This window comes from Pseudomonas sp. rhizo66, from assembly GCF_031931925.1.
Classification (GTDB): domain Bacteria; phylum Pseudomonadota; class Gammaproteobacteria; order Pseudomonadales; family Pseudomonadaceae; genus Aquipseudomonas.
On record NZ_JAUJWZ010000003.1, the window covers coordinates 102,117 to 116,311 of the forward strand.

19 protein-coding genes are annotated in these 14,195 nt (G+C 58.8%); all 19 read right to left on the reverse strand.

Translation table 11 applies throughout. The features are described 5' to 3' along the window. Nucleotides 1-2: 2 nt before the first annotated feature. Entirely contained in the window at nt 3-1,061 is a 1,059-nt protein-coding gene (gene recA, locus QZR14_RS04745) for a recombinase RecA (protein ID WP_090282065.1), read from the reverse strand. Nucleotides 1,062-1,144: 83 nt separating this feature from the next. Further along, nucleotides 1,145-1,645 carry a CinA family protein gene (locus tag QZR14_RS04750; protein WP_250603189.1) on the reverse strand — a complete coding sequence of 167 codons (501 nt, stop codon included), beginning with the start codon at nt 1,643-1,645 and terminating at the stop codon, nt 1,145-1,147. 67 nt (nt 1,646-1,712) lie between these two features. Then, nucleotides 1,713-2,231 carry a lysis system i-spanin subunit Rz gene (locus QZR14_RS04755; protein ID WP_311996009.1) on the reverse strand — a complete coding sequence of 173 codons (519 nt, stop codon included), beginning with the start codon at nt 2,229-2,231 and terminating at the stop codon, nt 1,713-1,715. After that, a complete protein-coding gene (locus QZR14_RS04760) occupies nt 2,210-2,776 on the reverse strand; it encodes a glycoside hydrolase family 19 protein (RefSeq protein ID WP_311996010.1) in 567 nt (188 codons plus the stop codon). Before QZR14_RS04760 ends, QZR14_RS04755 begins: the two co-directional genes overlap by 22 nt. A 36-nt stretch (nt 2,777-2,812) precedes the next feature. Then, complete coding sequence (locus tag QZR14_RS04765; protein WP_095119244.1) at nt 2,813-3,031, reverse strand: hypothetical protein; 219 nt, start codon at nt 3,029-3,031, stop codon at nt 2,813-2,815. A 10-nt stretch (nt 3,032-3,041) separates the two neighbouring features. Continuing rightward, complete coding sequence (locus tag QZR14_RS04770) at nt 3,042-4,244, reverse strand: carbohydrate-binding protein CenC (RefSeq protein ID WP_311996011.1); 1,203 nt, start codon at nt 4,242-4,244, stop codon at nt 3,042-3,044. 32 nt (nt 4,245-4,276) lie between these two features. Then, nucleotides 4,277-4,708: a phage tail assembly chaperone gene (locus QZR14_RS04775; protein WP_311996012.1), complete on the reverse strand. Its 432-nt coding sequence runs from the start codon at nt 4,706-4,708 to the stop codon at nt 4,277-4,279. A 2-nt stretch (nt 4,709-4,710) separates the two neighbouring features. Continuing rightward, nucleotides 4,711-5,451: a gp53-like domain-containing protein gene (locus QZR14_RS04780; RefSeq protein ID WP_311996013.1), complete on the reverse strand. Its 741-nt coding sequence runs from the start codon at nt 5,449-5,451 to the stop codon at nt 4,711-4,713. A gap of 173 nt (nt 5,452-5,624) precedes the next feature. After that, on the reverse strand, nt 5,625-6,209 hold the full coding sequence (locus QZR14_RS04785) for a tail fiber assembly protein (protein ID WP_311996014.1): 585 nt from the start codon (nt 6,207-6,209) through the stop codon (nt 5,625-5,627). A gap of 44 nt (nt 6,210-6,253) precedes the next feature. After that, a complete protein-coding gene (locus tag QZR14_RS04790) occupies nt 6,254-7,291 on the reverse strand; it encodes a phage tail protein (protein ID WP_311996015.1) in 1,038 nt (345 codons plus the stop codon). 138 nt (nt 7,292-7,429) lie between these two features. Next, a complete protein-coding gene (locus QZR14_RS04795) occupies nt 7,430-7,945 on the reverse strand; it encodes a phage tail protein (protein WP_311996016.1) in 516 nt (171 codons plus the stop codon). Next, complete coding sequence (locus QZR14_RS04800; protein WP_311996017.1) at nt 7,942-9,099, reverse strand: phage tail protein; 1,158 nt, start codon at nt 9,097-9,099, stop codon at nt 7,942-7,944. The genes QZR14_RS04795 and QZR14_RS04800 overlap by 4 nt, the downstream gene beginning before the upstream one ends. Nucleotides 9,100-9,169: 70 nt before the next feature. After that, nucleotides 9,170-9,589, reverse strand: coding sequence for a tail fiber assembly protein (locus QZR14_RS04805; protein ID WP_311996018.1), 420 nt, complete (start codon nt 9,587-9,589; stop codon nt 9,170-9,172). Between the two features lie 17 nt (nt 9,590-9,606). Beyond that, entirely contained in the window at nt 9,607-10,488 is an 882-nt protein-coding gene (locus tag QZR14_RS04810; RefSeq protein WP_311996019.1) for a gp53-like domain-containing protein, read from the reverse strand. Between the two features lie 14 nt (nt 10,489-10,502). After that, the gene (locus tag QZR14_RS04815) at nt 10,503-11,102 is read right to left on the reverse strand and encodes a YmfQ family protein (protein WP_095112473.1); all 600 of its coding nucleotides are present in this window, start codon (nt 11,100-11,102) and stop codon (nt 10,503-10,505) included. Then, on the reverse strand, nt 11,090-12,136 hold the full coding sequence (locus tag QZR14_RS04820; RefSeq protein ID WP_250603169.1) for a baseplate J/gp47 family protein: 1,047 nt from the start codon (nt 12,134-12,136) through the stop codon (nt 11,090-11,092). The genes QZR14_RS04815 and QZR14_RS04820 overlap by 13 nt, the downstream gene beginning before the upstream one ends. Beyond that, a complete protein-coding gene (locus QZR14_RS04825) occupies nt 12,126-12,524 on the reverse strand; it encodes a phage GP46 family protein (protein WP_093436478.1) in 399 nt (132 codons plus the stop codon). Before QZR14_RS04825 ends, QZR14_RS04820 begins: the two co-directional genes overlap by 11 nt. Further along, a complete protein-coding gene (locus tag QZR14_RS04830) occupies nt 12,524-13,033 on the reverse strand; it encodes a phage baseplate assembly protein V (RefSeq protein WP_311996020.1) in 510 nt (169 codons plus the stop codon). The genes QZR14_RS04825 and QZR14_RS04830 overlap by 1 nt, the downstream gene beginning before the upstream one ends. A gap of 114 nt (nt 13,034-13,147) precedes the next feature. Then, nucleotides 13,148-14,194, reverse strand: a complete 1,047-nt coding sequence (locus tag QZR14_RS04835) for a phage baseplate assembly protein (protein WP_311996021.1) — start codon at nt 14,192-14,194, stop codon at nt 13,148-13,150. Between the last annotated feature and the right edge of the window lies 1 nt (nt 14,195).

Sequence of the window (14,195 nt, forward strand, 5' to 3'; positions counted from 1 at the left end):
AATCAGATATCAGCGTCGGCCAGGTCGTCTTCAGTCTCTTTGACTGCAGAGGCCTTGGAGTCGGCGATCACTGCTGGCGACAGCAGTTTGTCACGCAGTTGCTTCTCGAGCTTCGCGGCGATTTCCGGGTTGTCCGCCAAGAACTTGGCCGAGTTGGCCTTGCCCTGACCGATCTTGGTGCCTTCGTAGGCATACCAGGCGCCGGACTTCTCGACGAAACCGTGCAGCACGCCCAAGTCGATCATCTCGCCATTGAGGTAGATGCCCTTGCCATAAAGAATCTGGAACTCGGCCTGACGGAACGGCGAAGCGACCTTGTTCTTCACAACCTTGACGCGGGTTTCGCTGCCGACCACTTCGTCGCCTTCCTTCACCGCGCCGGTACGGCGGATGTCAAGACGAACCGAGGCGTAGAACTTCAGCGCGTTACCACCGGTGGTAGTTTCCGGGCTACCGAACATCACGCCGATCTTCATGCGGATCTGGTTGATGAAGATCACCAGGCAGTTGGCGTTCTTGATGTTACCGGTGATTTTACGCAGCGCCTGGGACATCAGACGGGCTTGCAGGCCCACGTGCATGTCACCCATTTCGCCTTCGATTTCAGCCTTCGGTACCAGGGCTGCCACGGAGTCGACAATGATCACGTCAACCGCGTTGGAGCGCACCAGCATGTCGGTGATTTCCAGGGCCTGTTCGCCGGTGTCCGGCTGCGACACCAGCAGGTCGTCGACGTTGACGCCCAGCTTGCCGGCGTACTCAGGGTCGAGGGCGTGTTCGGCGTCGACGAATGCGCAGGTCGCACCGGCTTTTTGCGCTTGGGCGATCACGGACAAAGTAAGCGTGGTTTTACCGGAAGATTCAGGACCGTAGATTTCAACGATACGGCCTTTTGGCAGGCCGCCGATGCCGAGTGCGATGTCCAGACCCAGAGAGCCGGTGGAAATGGCCGGGATCGCCTGACGGTCCTGATCGCCCATACGCATTACGGCACCCTTGCCGAATTGACGTTCGATCTGACCCAGGGCCGCAGCCAAGGCTTTCTTCTTGTTGTCGTCCATTAAAGTCCTCACGTAATCAATAAGGCCTGACGGCCAACACCTGTATAAGTAGCCAGTATTATTCCACAGCGTTCGCGGATCGCCTACCCCTGATTTTCGATTTCTCGTGCCGCTAGTCGCAGGAGCCCCTCTAGCGCGGCCTTCACCGTTTGTCGGCGGACGTCATCGCGGTTGCCGGGGAAGTGCTGAACCTCACTGGTCACCGTCTCGCCAACACCCCAGGCCAGCCACACCGTGCCGACCGGTTTGTTCGGCGAGCCACCGTCCGGCCCGGCCACACCACTGACTGCTACGGCAAATCGCGCCAGGCTTTTGTCCTGGGCACCACGCACCATCGCCTCAACGACCTCGCGACTGACGGCGCCGACCGACTCGAACAACTCGGCCGGCACATTCAATTGCTGGGTTTTCTGCCGATTGGAGTACGTGACATAACCTGCCTCGAACCACGCCGAACTGCCCGGGATTCGGGTGATGGCTTCGGCAATCCCGCCTCCGGTACAGGATTCAGCGGTAGTGACGTGGGCATTGAGCAGTTGCAAACGTCGGCCCAGGTCGGCGGCCAGTTGAGTGATCTCTTTCACGGCGTGCTCCGGATCGTGTGGAATGCCTCCACCGTACACGAGCCGGTTGCGCTTTCAATACACAGACTCATTCAAAATGTGCAGGCGCCAGCGCTCTGACATAGGCCTGACACGCCTGCAAGGCAATCAGTCCACGGTCGCCGCTGGCGGTGATGGCGATAATTCGTTGAGCATGCGCCGGGTCAAGTCGGGCGCGTACGGTTGCATGATCCACGCTGCTGGCGCCGGTGGTGGCTGGCACGTTGCAGCCTGGGGCAACGTCGCCGGCGTCGAGAAGGACTGACAGGCGCACATCAGCAGTGGCAAGGCGATCGCGCAGGCGATCCTGATCACGTTGGGCATCGCTCAGCGCTCGATAGTGGGTTTGTTCACTGGTCGCGAGCCGCTGCTCCAGCGCCAGGCGTTTATCCTGCTCGGCCTGTTGCGCGGTGGCGGCCGTCAGAGTCAGTTGATTGAGGGTTTCGGCGTTCAACCGGGCCTGCTCGGCCAATTGCCGTTCGTAGCGCCACGCCTGAAACTGCCAGGCCGCTGCAAACACACCAGCGGCCAGCAAAAAGATGCCGATCACTCGCCAGGGGATTGGCATAGCACCGCCCTCGCCCGCGCCCAGATTTCCAGGCGATCCTGCAAGCCGTTCAACCCGCCGTTGATGCGCCGGGTGATGGTGTTGAACTGCTCGCGATCGGCGAGTTCATTCAAGCCATTCTTTTCCCAGAACCACGCGGCGGATTCGGCGGCCCATCGCGGCTGTTCGAGCAATTCAGGCAAGGGCAGCAGCCGTTCATCGCCGAACAGGCCGAGACTGCATTCGCGATAGTTACTGCACCCGGTGATCTGAATCAGCCCGCGACCACGATACTTCTGCCCGTCGCCGTCAGCCTCCGGGGTGTTGCCCAAACGCAAGGCCAACGTACCGGTGTCATATTTGCTCAGGTATTGGTTATTGCCCAATTCCCGCACGTAGCGCAGTTGCCCCGACTCATGGCCGATTTGCGCGAGGAACGCCGCGACACGCTTGGGCGAGTCGATATGACGGCGAGCCATGGCGCTGTTGAGCGGCGAAACAAAAACGCCCGCTTGGGAGCGGGCGTTGGGCATGATGTCGATAAGGTTTTTTTCAGTTATTTGCATAATGCTTGATCCTCCCTGGATATTGCCCCGATTGAATCACGGTTGACGGACAACAGCCCCCAGCCATTTTTTTGCCAGACTTGTCACTGAGCTGGCCGGGGCTGCGTTTTCGAGGGTTTCATTCAATGGCAGGACTTGGCCGCCAGATAACAGCCAGGCTTGATAGTCAAGCCAGTCGCGATTGGTTGGATCCTGCGGGATAAACGAAGAGTCCTCCGTGCGCAGTACTCCGCAAGTGGTCAGTTGATAGGTCATGGGTTCACTCCTAGATCTCAGCGTCCGCTGTCCATTCAATCTGCAATCCGTTACCGGGCTGACTGTTTACAGGCGTCACAGTGCCGATCGCGAAACTGCGCTGTGTCACACTTTGCACAATGGTGCCTGTGCAAGGCACTCCCTGCGAATAGTTCCAAATCTGATTACTTGCATTTCCAGGGCAATACAGGACAACAGTAGGCTGCACTCTTTTCTGAGTCTGCATGTCTACGACCATCCCGTATTGACCGGTATTTCCAGGCGCAGCCTGAGTAAACGATACGATGCAGGTCCCAGTGCCGTTGTTTGCACGAATCGGTAAACGGTTGGCAAAAGACTTTTCGAAATAACGCTGACACAACGTCAATTCTTCGCCAGAAAGACGGTATTCGAATGGCGTGGAAACCGGTCCCTCTTCCAATTGCACCTGAGTCAGGTCGACGGTTTGCAAAACGTTGAGCGGCAAATCAAAAGCCAAGCGTAAATAATCATTGGCACCGAGCATTTTCCCCGCGATCGATGGCACCTGGAAGGTTGCGCTGTACATGCCCCATGCAGTGCTCAATGGAAAAACATCGACTACTTTGACGACGGCTTCCGAACCACCATTGCCAAAGTACTGGCCGATCGTCACTTTCAATGAGCGTGTGGCATCGGAGCGCGCCCAAAAGGTCACGGTGGCGGTTCGTCCGGCCAGAGTCCTGACCGACTCAACGCTTTGGGAAATCTTGTGCTCGGTAGCGCCGACGCCCGCTGAGGTTTGCTGCCAGCGTAAAAAATAACCCGGCTCGCCTGTCACTTCTGTCTGCCCCGGAGCAAAGTCCTGGCGAGAGATGGTCACGGCAGCATTGCCATTCCAGTCGCAGCGAAAACGATCGGCTACATAGCCACCGATATTGGGGCCTTGGTTGGTCGTGCCGCGCTGCCAGATATCGAACCCGCCATTGATCAGGACATTCCTGCGATACACCTGCACAGGAAACTGCTGTAGCGGATCAGGCCTGGACAGTTGACGGATCGCCTGCGCCAACTGATCTGTCTGCTTTTCATCAGGTTTCAGACCCGCTGCGGTAATCGCGCTGAGAATCTCCTGGGTGACACTGTTGCCCCAACTCGCCGGGATCAACGACCCCGGCGTTCCAGCGATGGCATCTTCATCGACAAACTTGCCGTCGACCAAGCCTGAGCCTGGGACGCTTTTTGGGTAATCCATGTATATCTATCCTCGATTGCAGGGCGAACCGTTCAGTCATTGGCCCGCAGCAAATCTTCAAGCCAGTCAGGTTCGACCGGGCGTGAATGGGAATCCGGGAAGTCCGGATGATTGGGCCAGTCGCGCAGTGCCTGCCGATAGGCTAGGAGTTCTTTGAACTCCTCGGCACGGAGGGTTGTGCCCTCGCCCATTTCCAGTTCTTCGTTATCACGAAGGACCAGCCACTGAGTCAGCCCCAACGCCTTGTCTCGCCACGTTCGCTCTTGCGCGTCACTGGACGGTTCCGCCAAAAATATCCGCTCCGGTCGTCCGTCACTATTCAGCGAAAGAACCGTACCTTTTGGAGCATTCGATACCAGCCCGCAGTACTCACCTTCGCTGAGTGCAAACGCATCAGAAGGAATACTCACTCCATGTACATCCGAATGATAAAAACCAGACGTTGCCGGCGAAAAATAATACATAGTCAGTACCCTATTCCTATGATTCGGGCGGAAATGGAAGAGTTGGAATAATCAGGACAGCGCACATTGATGCCCACTCTCCGACTTACTGTTGAAGTATCGTTCCACGTCAAGAACGTTGCCGTTGAACCACCTTCATGGGTGGCGACCGCAAGAAACATCGCATTGGGAAATGCGAGTGGCCATAAATTCAGGTCACCACAATTGTTGTTGCCTGACTGACTGGCGCTGCCGTTAATCCACTGGATGATCAACCCTCCCATCCAAGAGGGAAAAACGATGTAGCCTGAAATGCCCAGATTCACCTTGAATCCAAGTCTAAGTTTTTTCGGAGTCACAATAGACGCGTCGCTAACGCCAGCATTGACCTCTGCCTGAGAAGCAACTCTTGCTATGCCTACGATGGACTCTGTCGCCTGTTGGATTTTCTTCGCAATGGATTGGACTACGCGCAACGGTGTCATTAACTTGGTGGTACTGGCACCAGACTCCGCGTCTTCTTGACTGGCCAGGCTTTCACTATATTTCTTCGAGATCAGCGTATTAATTGCTGCTCTTAACTGAGTGTTATCGGCTTCGTCCGCGACTGCTCCCGAGGTTCTGATAACTTCAAGAATTTCCTGCGTAACGCTATTTCCCCAACTCGCTGGAATCAACGATCCCGGCCTACCGCTCAGCGGGTCTTCATCGACAAACCGACCGTTTACAAGACCGGCGCTGGGCACACTATTTGGGTAATCCATTAAATTTCTCCTGTTTTTTAAACAAGCCACTTTGGCCCTGAAGGCCGCCAATCTGCTGTCAACAAACGCACATCGTTCCAGACCATCCACGCCATAGCCTTCAAGCTTCTGACAGGCAGCCGAATACCGACAGCATCAAGCCGTCTATGAGGTTTCAATCAATTGAGTTGCGCTTATGAGAGTGGTGAAATAACCAGTTCGGCAGGCGTCGCGGGCCATTCAATGAGCAACGGATAATTCGGTTGCAGCTCGATCCGGGCCAGAGTAAGCGCGTAGCGTTTCCATGTTTGCAGCGTGGCCAGTTGATCACTGCTCGCCTCGCCCAGTTCGTAAGCGTATTGCAGCGGTGCGACACGAATGACCACTTCGCGCAGGCGGTTATCGCGCTCTAAGCCCGCCTGCGTCACCAATGCCGCACGTTGGGCGTCGACATCCAGCACCCAGTCATCGTCTTTCCAGAAGTAGAAAGTGTCGGGACGCGGCTTGACGGTCAGATAGTCAGGGATAGGCCCAAGCTCGCTCCAGTAAAGCGAGTTGCCATTGTCTTTGCGATAAACCAGCCGGTTGCGCAAGTCGATCAGTTGCAAAACTTGCCCATTGCGCCACACCCAAACATAACCGGGCTCAATGGTGGGCAGCAATTCAGTCAACTCGATTGCATTGCCGGGTATTTGAACGCCTATTCCGGGTGTGATCGGCAATTCGATCGGTCCGGTAATTTCTTGCGTCCCTTCATTTAATACGTAGTAATAGGGCATTGTTCATTTCCATTTGAAGCTGCTCAGAAAACGAAAAACTCGCGTCAGATAAGTTTTATCCTGCCGGGATAGGCGATGTTGCGCGGCCGGGTTTCGACACCGCCGGTGCTTTCGGTAAATCCGAGACTGATATTGGCCTGATTGAATAATGCGTCCGGTGCTGCGTTCTGAGCTGATACCAAAGGCACGCCCAGCAGGTCGCTTTTGAGTTCATGGCGATGCGAGCGGAACATGTCGACCTGCCAACTACCAACCGAGCGACCGGCATCAATCCCACGCCCCTCATCGCACACTCTGATGAACTCACCTCGACCCTCCGGCCCGCGAAAGGTCAACGTGCCATCTCCGCTGGTCCAGCCACCCTCGGTCCCTACCCTCGCGGTTTCGGTGGTCAGTGCGCCGGACTGCTGCGCGTGATCCCACAACCATGGCCAGTCGCTGCGACTGAATACCGCGCCGTTAAGCGGCCCGTACCCTCCGGGATTGAGCAGTGCCGTTGTCTCGAAGACCGTCCGGCCCAACGGCGTGCCATCGAACCGCCCGATCGGCCACCAGTTGCCTGCACCATCACTGCGCAGATGCCACCAGTCCCCGGAACCCATCAGTACAAAAAAGGGATACCCGGCTGCGACAAGATGAGTATGAAATCTGATTTTGTCGGTGCCCGAAGCGCGCACTGCCAAGCGCGATGTCGAGTTGTCGACCCGACGTAATATGACGTCGCGAACCCCTAACGTAAGGTCCGCCGGCGGCAGGCTGATGGTGGTCGCACCACTGCTCGCATTGACGAGCACCAGCCCGAGTTCATTTGCCGCCAATGCTTTGGAGGCCGACACACTGGTCACTGACGTTGCCATAGGGCTGGCCAATGCCAACAGCACCTGCAAGGCTTTGAGCAGTTGTCGGTTATCACCTTCAGCAGGCGCCAGTCCCGCTCCGGTGACAACGTTGAGTATTTCCTCGGTGACGGCATTTCCCCACACCGCCGGAATCAACGACCCCGGCGTACCCGCCACCGGGTTTTCATCGACGAAGCGGCCATCGACCAAGCCGACGCTGGGGACGCTTTTTGGATAATCCATAGAATGTTCGTTCCTTTGAAATGACAAATGCCGGCGTCGACACAGCGTCTTCTGCGTGCCTGTCCACGGTCCGTTTTCTGAAAATAAAAAGCCCACAACGAAGTGGGCTTGGGTGACTCGGAACGCAGAATTTTCGGCTTAGCTGGAAAGGCCGCTGGCCAACTCGCGAATGGCGACCAAAGCTTCGTCACCAGCGCTGCGCGCCAGATCCATGTTGCCCTTGGCAGCCTGTGCGCGAATCTGCGCTTTGGCCTTCAGGCGCAGCGTACGCAGCGCCAGCAGATGGTCGGTCAGTTGATCGGCCTTGCTCAGAATCTGCTCGGCGGCTTGTTTGGCAGTGCGTCCTTTGACCACCCACGCTGCGACCGACAGCGGCACTTCCTTTTTCGGGTAACCGGCGTCCTGATAGGCCTGTGCGTCGGCGGCGGCCTGGGCGTATTCCATGGCTTTGAGCGGGTCGCCGACCAATTCGAGGCGGGCGCTGTCGGCTACTGAGTCGACCTTGGCGCAAAGGCGCTCGGCTTCGTCCTGCTCAAGCCGCGCGACTTTTTCCGGATTGACAACCCACCGTGCGCCGTCCCAGTCATGGGTGACAGATGGCGGCGCGGGGCGCAACTCGCCGTCAATCTGATGGAGTTCCTGAATGACGATCATCGAATCAGCTCCCACTGCAATTGGACGTTCACAGCGTCCCCAAAATTGATCGCAATGCCGGCGGTATAGTCGGTTAGCGGATGGCTCTTGATCCCCATGCTGAACAGCAATTCATCACTGTCAGCATTGGATTGCCCCAGATTGTGCTCAGCCTGATAGGACTGCCAGAGCGAGCGCAAATTGGCATGATCAAAACTGGCGGTCAGCGTCGAGACCGTGACGTCGTAGAGGATGTTGTTGGTGAATATCACGCACGGTTGCACAGTGGCCGGGTTCCAGCCTCCCGCATTATTGGATACGCCCGTCGATACCGGTGACAGGTAGCTGTAGTTGCCCCCAGCCCATCCAGTCGCCGGAAACGCCACACTCGTAACGGCCGTCGATGAGGGCGTCGGATTGCCCACCACAAGCCGGGCAGCACGTACATGCGGGTCCAGAGGCAGGAACACTGCACCTGTGCCGTTGACGGTCTGAGTCCAGGTCAAGCGTGCGCGGTTGTAAATCGCACGGACCGTCGGCACGGAGCCTGGCGCACCGGTGACGACCCACGCCAGACACATGTCCAACACCGAGCTCTGAAAACCGCCGCCGGCAGCACCGTTGGCTACACCTTTCAGAGTCTCGGGTGTCACATCGTAAATCGTACCGCGCTGGGTATAGAGGCTCAGAACACCGCCCACCACCTGCGCCCGCAGAAAGTAGCTTGAGCTAGGCAGCAGGTCTGCACTGCTCCAGGCTTGGGTAGTGAAAGTACGTGAACGCCCCAACTGACCCGCCACCACTTCCTGACCAAGACTGACGTATACGCCCGCCGGTACGGACACTCGCCCGCCACTGCTCGAAACGGCGGCTGGCGTGATGGTTAACCGGCCATCCATCGTGGCAACGGTTGGCAAAGGCAAAGCCGATAGCGGCAACGCCAGATCCTGATTCCAGCCCTTGGCCGTCACCGATTGAATCGCCTGCAACAACTGATCGTATTTCTTCTCATCGGGGGTCAGCCCCCCGGCATTGATCACGTTGAGAATTTCCTGCGTGACCCCATTCCCCCAATCCGCCGGAATCAGCGATCCGGGCGTTCCGGTCATCGGGTTTTCATCAACGAACTTCCCATTCACCAATCCGGCGCTGGGCACACTGTTTGGATAATCCACGCGGAGACCTCCCGTTATTCTGGGTGACTGTTTGCGAAGCTGTTTTGCAGGCTTCACGTCAGAAAGAGCTTCAAGCCGGTAGCACTGGCCAGTCGACGTTCTGCGGATAACCTGGCTGCCTGTCGATCTTGTTGAGCGCCAGTTTGTAGGAGGCATACGCCTTGAACCGCTGCATGTCTTCGACATCCAGCAATCCTGCAATGTAGGCGTCGGCCATACCGACGGTCTGCTGATCGGCTTCAGCCAGCAGCTCATCACGCTGCGCCAGGGCCGATGCTCGCTGTTCGCTTTCAACCAGCAGCGATGCGTTCGGCAATGCATGTTTGGTGACCTTGCCATCGGTCCACTTCCAGATGCCATCGCGTTCCTCGATCGTGCGCAGGAACAGCTCATCGGAGATTTCTACAGCAGTGGCAGGCATCTGCGTGTGAATCGCCGAGTCATAGCGCCCGAGCAGTTCGCCCTGGGCATCAAAATCAATGTATTTCATTTCATTCACCGTTGATTTCAGAAGCCGATGGCGAACCAGTTCCAGCCGCCAGGGTCAGCATTGGAGAAGCGCTGAAACTGGCTCTGCGAGAGTCTGAACAGAGAGAAGCGCAGATCAGCGAATCCTGGCGAAATATCGCCGCCCGAGAGGAAGAGCACGCTTTTGGGAAAGGCAATCGGATAGGTAATTGTTTCGCTGAGTGCGCCGCCCGTGGCCAGTCCCCATTGCAGGATCAGGCCACTGGGCAAACGCTGATAGCCACCTGCAGTGTTCAAGGAAGCGGTAAACGCTGGCGAGTACTTGAGCGCACCATCACCAGAATCCAGGCCCCAGCCACCACCGAGCAGAAGCCGGCGAAAAGTAACGTAGCTGCCACCGACAAATGACAACGTGTTATCCGGTGCACCAGCGCTGGCGGTGCCCAGACTCTCGCCACTCCTGACTTTCACGTTTAAACCACCGGAACCTGCGACCAGCGACACCAAGCCTCCTGCAGGCACAGTTGACCATTCCGGCAGGGTCACCGTACCTGGGCTGGTGAAGATCGAGAGCTTGCCAACATCAGCAACCGTCAACGCCACATCACCGACATAGTTGGTCTGCCCCGCCAGACTGCCCAGTGCGCGCTGGACGAACTCTGTCGTCGCTACCTTCTGACTGGCATCGAACTGGGGCGGCGTTTCATACAGTTTCTTGCCACGCAGCGCCTCCAGCAACTGCGTATTCAATCCCTCAGTAGGCTCGATCCCGGCAGCCTTGATAACCGCCAGAACCTCTTCGGTAAGGGCGTTGCCCCACTCCGCAGGAATCAACGATCCAGGGGTTCCGGTGATCGGGTTCTCATCGACAAAACGACTGTTGAGCAAACCAACACCAGGCATGCTTTTCGGATAATCCATCCCCTCATTCCTCCCTAGTCATAATTGATGTGCACCTTGGTATGCGCCGGGGCACTGCGGTGAATCAGGCATTCCAGCGCCGAACCCGGGTTGACGCCGAAGCGCTCACCCCAATAACTCGCGCCGTAACGCCGGCCAAGCAGCAAGCGTCCGCCGGTGTTGAGCGTCCACATGAACTGCGCCTCCCAGGTGCCCCAATGCGCCGAGCCGAAACGCGAGCGGCCCATACGCGGGGCTTCGAGTTCGGTGATGGTGGCGTTGGGGTAGCCCTGGCTTTTGGCGATGTCGAGGTAGTAACCGACGGCCTGGCTGCCAACCGCGAGCAAGCGGCGGCGGACGGCGAGGCGGCGGTCGTCGAACAGTGGCGTGGCGCCCAGGCACGGGTCGGGCAGGTTCATCACCCGTTCCCAGTCCGGCACCAGTTCGCTGACGCCGGCCGGGTCCATCTCGTTGAGCAGGTCAGCGGCACGGGCATCGAGGCGGGCCAGTTCGACGGCGACGCCTTGCAGCACTTCTTCGAGTTCCGGCACGCGTTCCGGGTCCCACGCCGGGCCACTGGGCAGCAAGGCGCGCAGTTGCGCCTGATATTGCGCGGCGGTTCTTATGCCCCCCATACGCAGCCTCCGAAGGTGAGCAGTTCGCTTTGCCCGGCAGGCACGTCAGCGGCCGGCGCGGTCAGGGTGTGATCGTACTCACCACCGGCGCTGCTGATGGCTTCGCGGATATGGCTGATCAGCAACGGCACACCCAGATCGGCCTCGCGGTTGTGCAGGTCGCGCAACTGCGCTTCAACGGCGGCGCGCACGGCGCTGGTGTCCGGATTGACGCTCTTGAAGCGATACACCACCGGCACCTGAATCGGCCGCTGCACGTGCACTTCTGCGGTCACCGGCCGCAGCGGTTCGATGTACGCCTGAACCTCCGCCAGTTGCTCATCGTTGGGCACCGGTTGCGGGTCTTCATCACGCATGATGAACACCGTTACCGTGCCCGGCCCGAGCAAGCCACCACGACACCAGGCGCGGGTCACGCCCGGCACTTCCAGCGCCCAGGTCTCGTAGTCACTGGCCGAACCGCCATGGGGAATGACACGGTAGGAACGAATCACCCGCGAGCGCAGCGATTCTAGACTTTCCCGCGCCACACCACCGCTGAGGCCCGGCGCCAGCACCACAAAACTGTTGCCGACGACGCCGGTAATCGGCTGCACCGGGTTCAGTGCCAGACCGGCGTCGGCATTACCGAGGCTGCCAGCATCGAGCGCGGCGATGGTGGTGGTGTTGCTGCCATTGGCCGTGGTGCGTGCGGCGGTGACTTTGTAGGTACGGCCATCGTTCGCTTGCAGCAGCGTGTCGACATCCAGCACGGCACCGGCGGTGGCGGTAAAACTGACGCTGCCGGTGGCGACTTGCGCGGGTTTGCGCGGTTGGTTCAGACGCAGTGCGGCAATGCGCTCCAGGGTCGACTCATCAGCCTTGTCGGGCAGGATCTGCTCGGCAATCCAGTCGAGATAACCGTACAGGCCATAAGCGGCGCCGCCGAGAGTACGGGCCAGCACTTGCGCATCGGACTGGCGCAGCGAATCGCCGGCCAGGTCGCTTTGGGTGCGCTTGATCAGCACCGGCAGCGAAGGGGTTTCAAACGGCATAGATCACCTGCCAACTGTTATCGGGGTTGATGTCCAGACGTTCGCCGTCAGCCAGGGTCAGGACCGTGCGCAGGTTCAGGCGCTGGGCGTCGAGGCGTTCGCTGATGATGTCGATGGCGCTGCAGTGGCCGTCGTCGATCAGCCATTGCAAGGCTTCGCGGGCATAGAACTCGGCGTCCATCTGCGTTTGTCGGGTCAATTTCACCCGCCTCAGTAGCCATAGCCGCGAGCCGATGCGATCGTCGGCGACGGTGGGAAAGGTATCGCCCCACCAGCCGAAACGTTCTTCGTCGTCGAGGGCGTCGTCATCGGCGGCGCGGCGCCAGGTGAACAGGCTGATGAGTACGGCGCGGGTCAGCGCGGCGTGGAGGTTCGGGCTGATCAGCATCACTGGCCTCCTGCCGGCGCGCCGGTCTGGCCGCTGCCGGCCTGTACGCCGACGTGCACGTGTTTGATCTGGCTGATGCCGCCGGCGAGTTGATCGCCGGTGGAGACGATCTTGCCGGTCTGGTTGATCACCGGCGTATCGAAGTTCACCGCGCTGCTGGCGCGGATGTTCAGCGTGACGGTTTCAATGTCGATGATCCGCCCGCGCTTGAAATGAATCTTGTCGCCTTCGTCGGTGTAGATCGCCACTTCGCCCGCAGCCAGCGATTGCAGGCGATAACGGCGGTCGGCGATCACCAGGGCGATGGCGTGGGAGCGGTCGCCGCCGAGAAAGGTGACGACACCTTCGGCGCCGGCCAGCGGATGACTGGTGAAGCCGTAGGGTTCGAAGTGTTCTATGTCGTCGTTCACTTCGCCGGCGGTGAGGCGCATTTGCAGCGATTGCAGCTTGGATGCCGAGTTGGCGAGCACGACAGTGCCGCGCGCCAGCAGGCGTGTCAGTAGGCTCATGCTTGGTTCCTGTAAGAAACGGGCCGAGGTCAAAAGATCGCAGCCTTCGGCAGCTCCTGCATAAGATCGGCGTATACCTGTAGGAGCTGCCGAAGGCTGCGATCTTTTCCGGGCCTATGAGGTTGTTTTAGGAGGGCTGGGATTGGCATCGAAAGTATGCGGCGGCGCCACTTGCAGAGTGGTCACCGAGCCTTGCGCCGACAGCGAATACGTGACTTTGGAAATCAGCATGTCGCCATCGAAACCGAGTACCGGATCCTTGACCTTGACCAGCGTGTTGTGGCGCCACAGATCGCCGTTGGACTGGCGCCAGCCCTGCACCTGATAGGTGGTGGTCTGCGCCCGGCCCATGCGCGTGGCACTTTCCCATTGGGCGCGCTGCTGAGCCAGTTCGAACGTCAGCGCGGTGCCCTCGTTGATGATCGTGGTGCGTCGACGTTTGAAACTCAGGTCGGTCGCGCTGGATTCAACCTCGCTGACCGCCGCCCCGCTCTTCTTGTCCGAACCTTTCTGCTGGCCGATTACCCGGTATTCGGAAAACACCTGGCTCTGATCCATCGGCGCGTTGGCCGACAGAATGTTCTTGCCCAACTCCAGCGCATCACTGGCCCGCCCACCGCTACCGGGTTTGGCCAGCACCAGCCGACCCTGCTCGTCATCGGTGGAAAACACCCGGAACAGCGAGAGCAGGCGGTCGATCGACTGGAACACCGTTTCGCCCGGCACGATGGTGTGCTTGGCGAGCCTTGCGGTCTCGGGGATCTGATTGACCACCATCAGCGAGTAGTCCATGGCCAGCGCCTGAACGATGCTCAGCAACGGTTGCTCCTGCCATTGATTCGGCCGGTTGGTGGCCGCGCAATCGACCAGATCCTGAGTCTTGGAACTGCCCTCGATGCTCAGGCTGATCTGGCGCCCGTCGTAGCTGATCGGTGCTTTGAACACATAGCCGGTGAGCACCAGGTCCTGGCCGATTTTCACTTCGCAGGGGTCACCCGGTTTGATCCGTTGATCCACCGTCTGCCCCGGCCATTGCCAGGTGATGTCGAGTTTGAAGGTGCGGAACTGGCGCTCCAGATCAGCGGTGATTTCCACGCTTTTCCAGCCGCCGTATTCCATGTTGTTGACGGTCAGCGTGACATGGTTATCCATCTCGCTCATG

Excerpts from the sequence above, each read along its gene's own strand:
- recA (WP_090282065.1), bottom strand. The coding sequence starts at position 1,061 with ATGGACGACAACAAGAAGAAAGCCTTGGCTGCGGCCCTGGGTCAGATC.
- QZR14_RS04755 (WP_311996009.1), bottom strand. The coding sequence starts at position 2,231 with ATGCCAATCCCCTGGCGAGTGATCGGCATCTTTTTGCTGGCCGCTGGT.
- QZR14_RS04760 (WP_311996010.1), bottom strand. The coding sequence starts at position 2,776 with ATGCAAATAACTGAAAAAAACCTTATCGACATCATGCCCAACGCCCGC.
- QZR14_RS04765 (WP_095119244.1), bottom strand. The coding sequence starts at position 3,031 with ATGACCTATCAACTGACCACTTGCGGAGTACTGCGCACGGAGGACTCT.
- QZR14_RS04770 (WP_311996011.1), bottom strand. The coding sequence starts at position 4,244 with ATGGATTACCCAAAAAGCGTCCCAGGCTCAGGCTTGGTCGACGGCAAG.
- QZR14_RS04775 (WP_311996012.1), bottom strand. The coding sequence starts at position 4,708 with ATGTATTATTTTTCGCCGGCAACGTCTGGTTTTTATCATTCGGATGTA.
- QZR14_RS04780 (WP_311996013.1), bottom strand. The coding sequence starts at position 5,451 with ATGGATTACCCAAATAGTGTGCCCAGCGCCGGTCTTGTAAACGGTCGG.
- QZR14_RS04785 (WP_311996014.1), bottom strand. The coding sequence starts at position 6,209 with ATGCCCTATTACTACGTATTAAATGAAGGGACGCAAGAAATTACCGGA.
- QZR14_RS04790 (WP_311996015.1), bottom strand. The coding sequence starts at position 7,291 with ATGGATTATCCAAAAAGCGTCCCCAGCGTCGGCTTGGTCGATGGCCGC.
- QZR14_RS04795 (WP_311996016.1), bottom strand. The coding sequence starts at position 7,945 with ATGATCGTCATTCAGGAACTCCATCAGATTGACGGCGAGTTGCGCCCC.
- QZR14_RS04805 (WP_311996018.1), bottom strand. The coding sequence starts at position 9,589 with ATGAAATACATTGATTTTGATGCCCAGGGCGAACTGCTCGGGCGCTAT.
- QZR14_RS04810 (WP_311996019.1), bottom strand. The coding sequence starts at position 10,488 with ATGGATTATCCGAAAAGCATGCCTGGTGTTGGTTTGCTCAACAGTCGT.
- QZR14_RS04815 (WP_095112473.1), bottom strand. The coding sequence starts at position 11,102 with ATGGGGGGCATAAGAACCGCCGCGCAATATCAGGCGCAACTGCGCGCC.
- QZR14_RS04820 (WP_250603169.1), bottom strand. The coding sequence starts at position 12,136 with ATGCCGTTTGAAACCCCTTCGCTGCCGGTGCTGATCAAGCGCACCCAA.
- QZR14_RS04825 (WP_093436478.1), bottom strand. The coding sequence starts at position 12,524 with ATGCTGATCAGCCCGAACCTCCACGCCGCGCTGACCCGCGCCGTACTC.
- QZR14_RS04830 (WP_311996020.1), bottom strand. The coding sequence starts at position 13,033 with ATGAGCCTACTGACACGCCTGCTGGCGCGCGGCACTGTCGTGCTCGCC.
- QZR14_RS04835 (WP_311996021.1), bottom strand. The coding sequence starts at position 14,194 with ATGAGCGAGATGGATAACCATGTCACGCTGACCGTCAACAACATGGAA.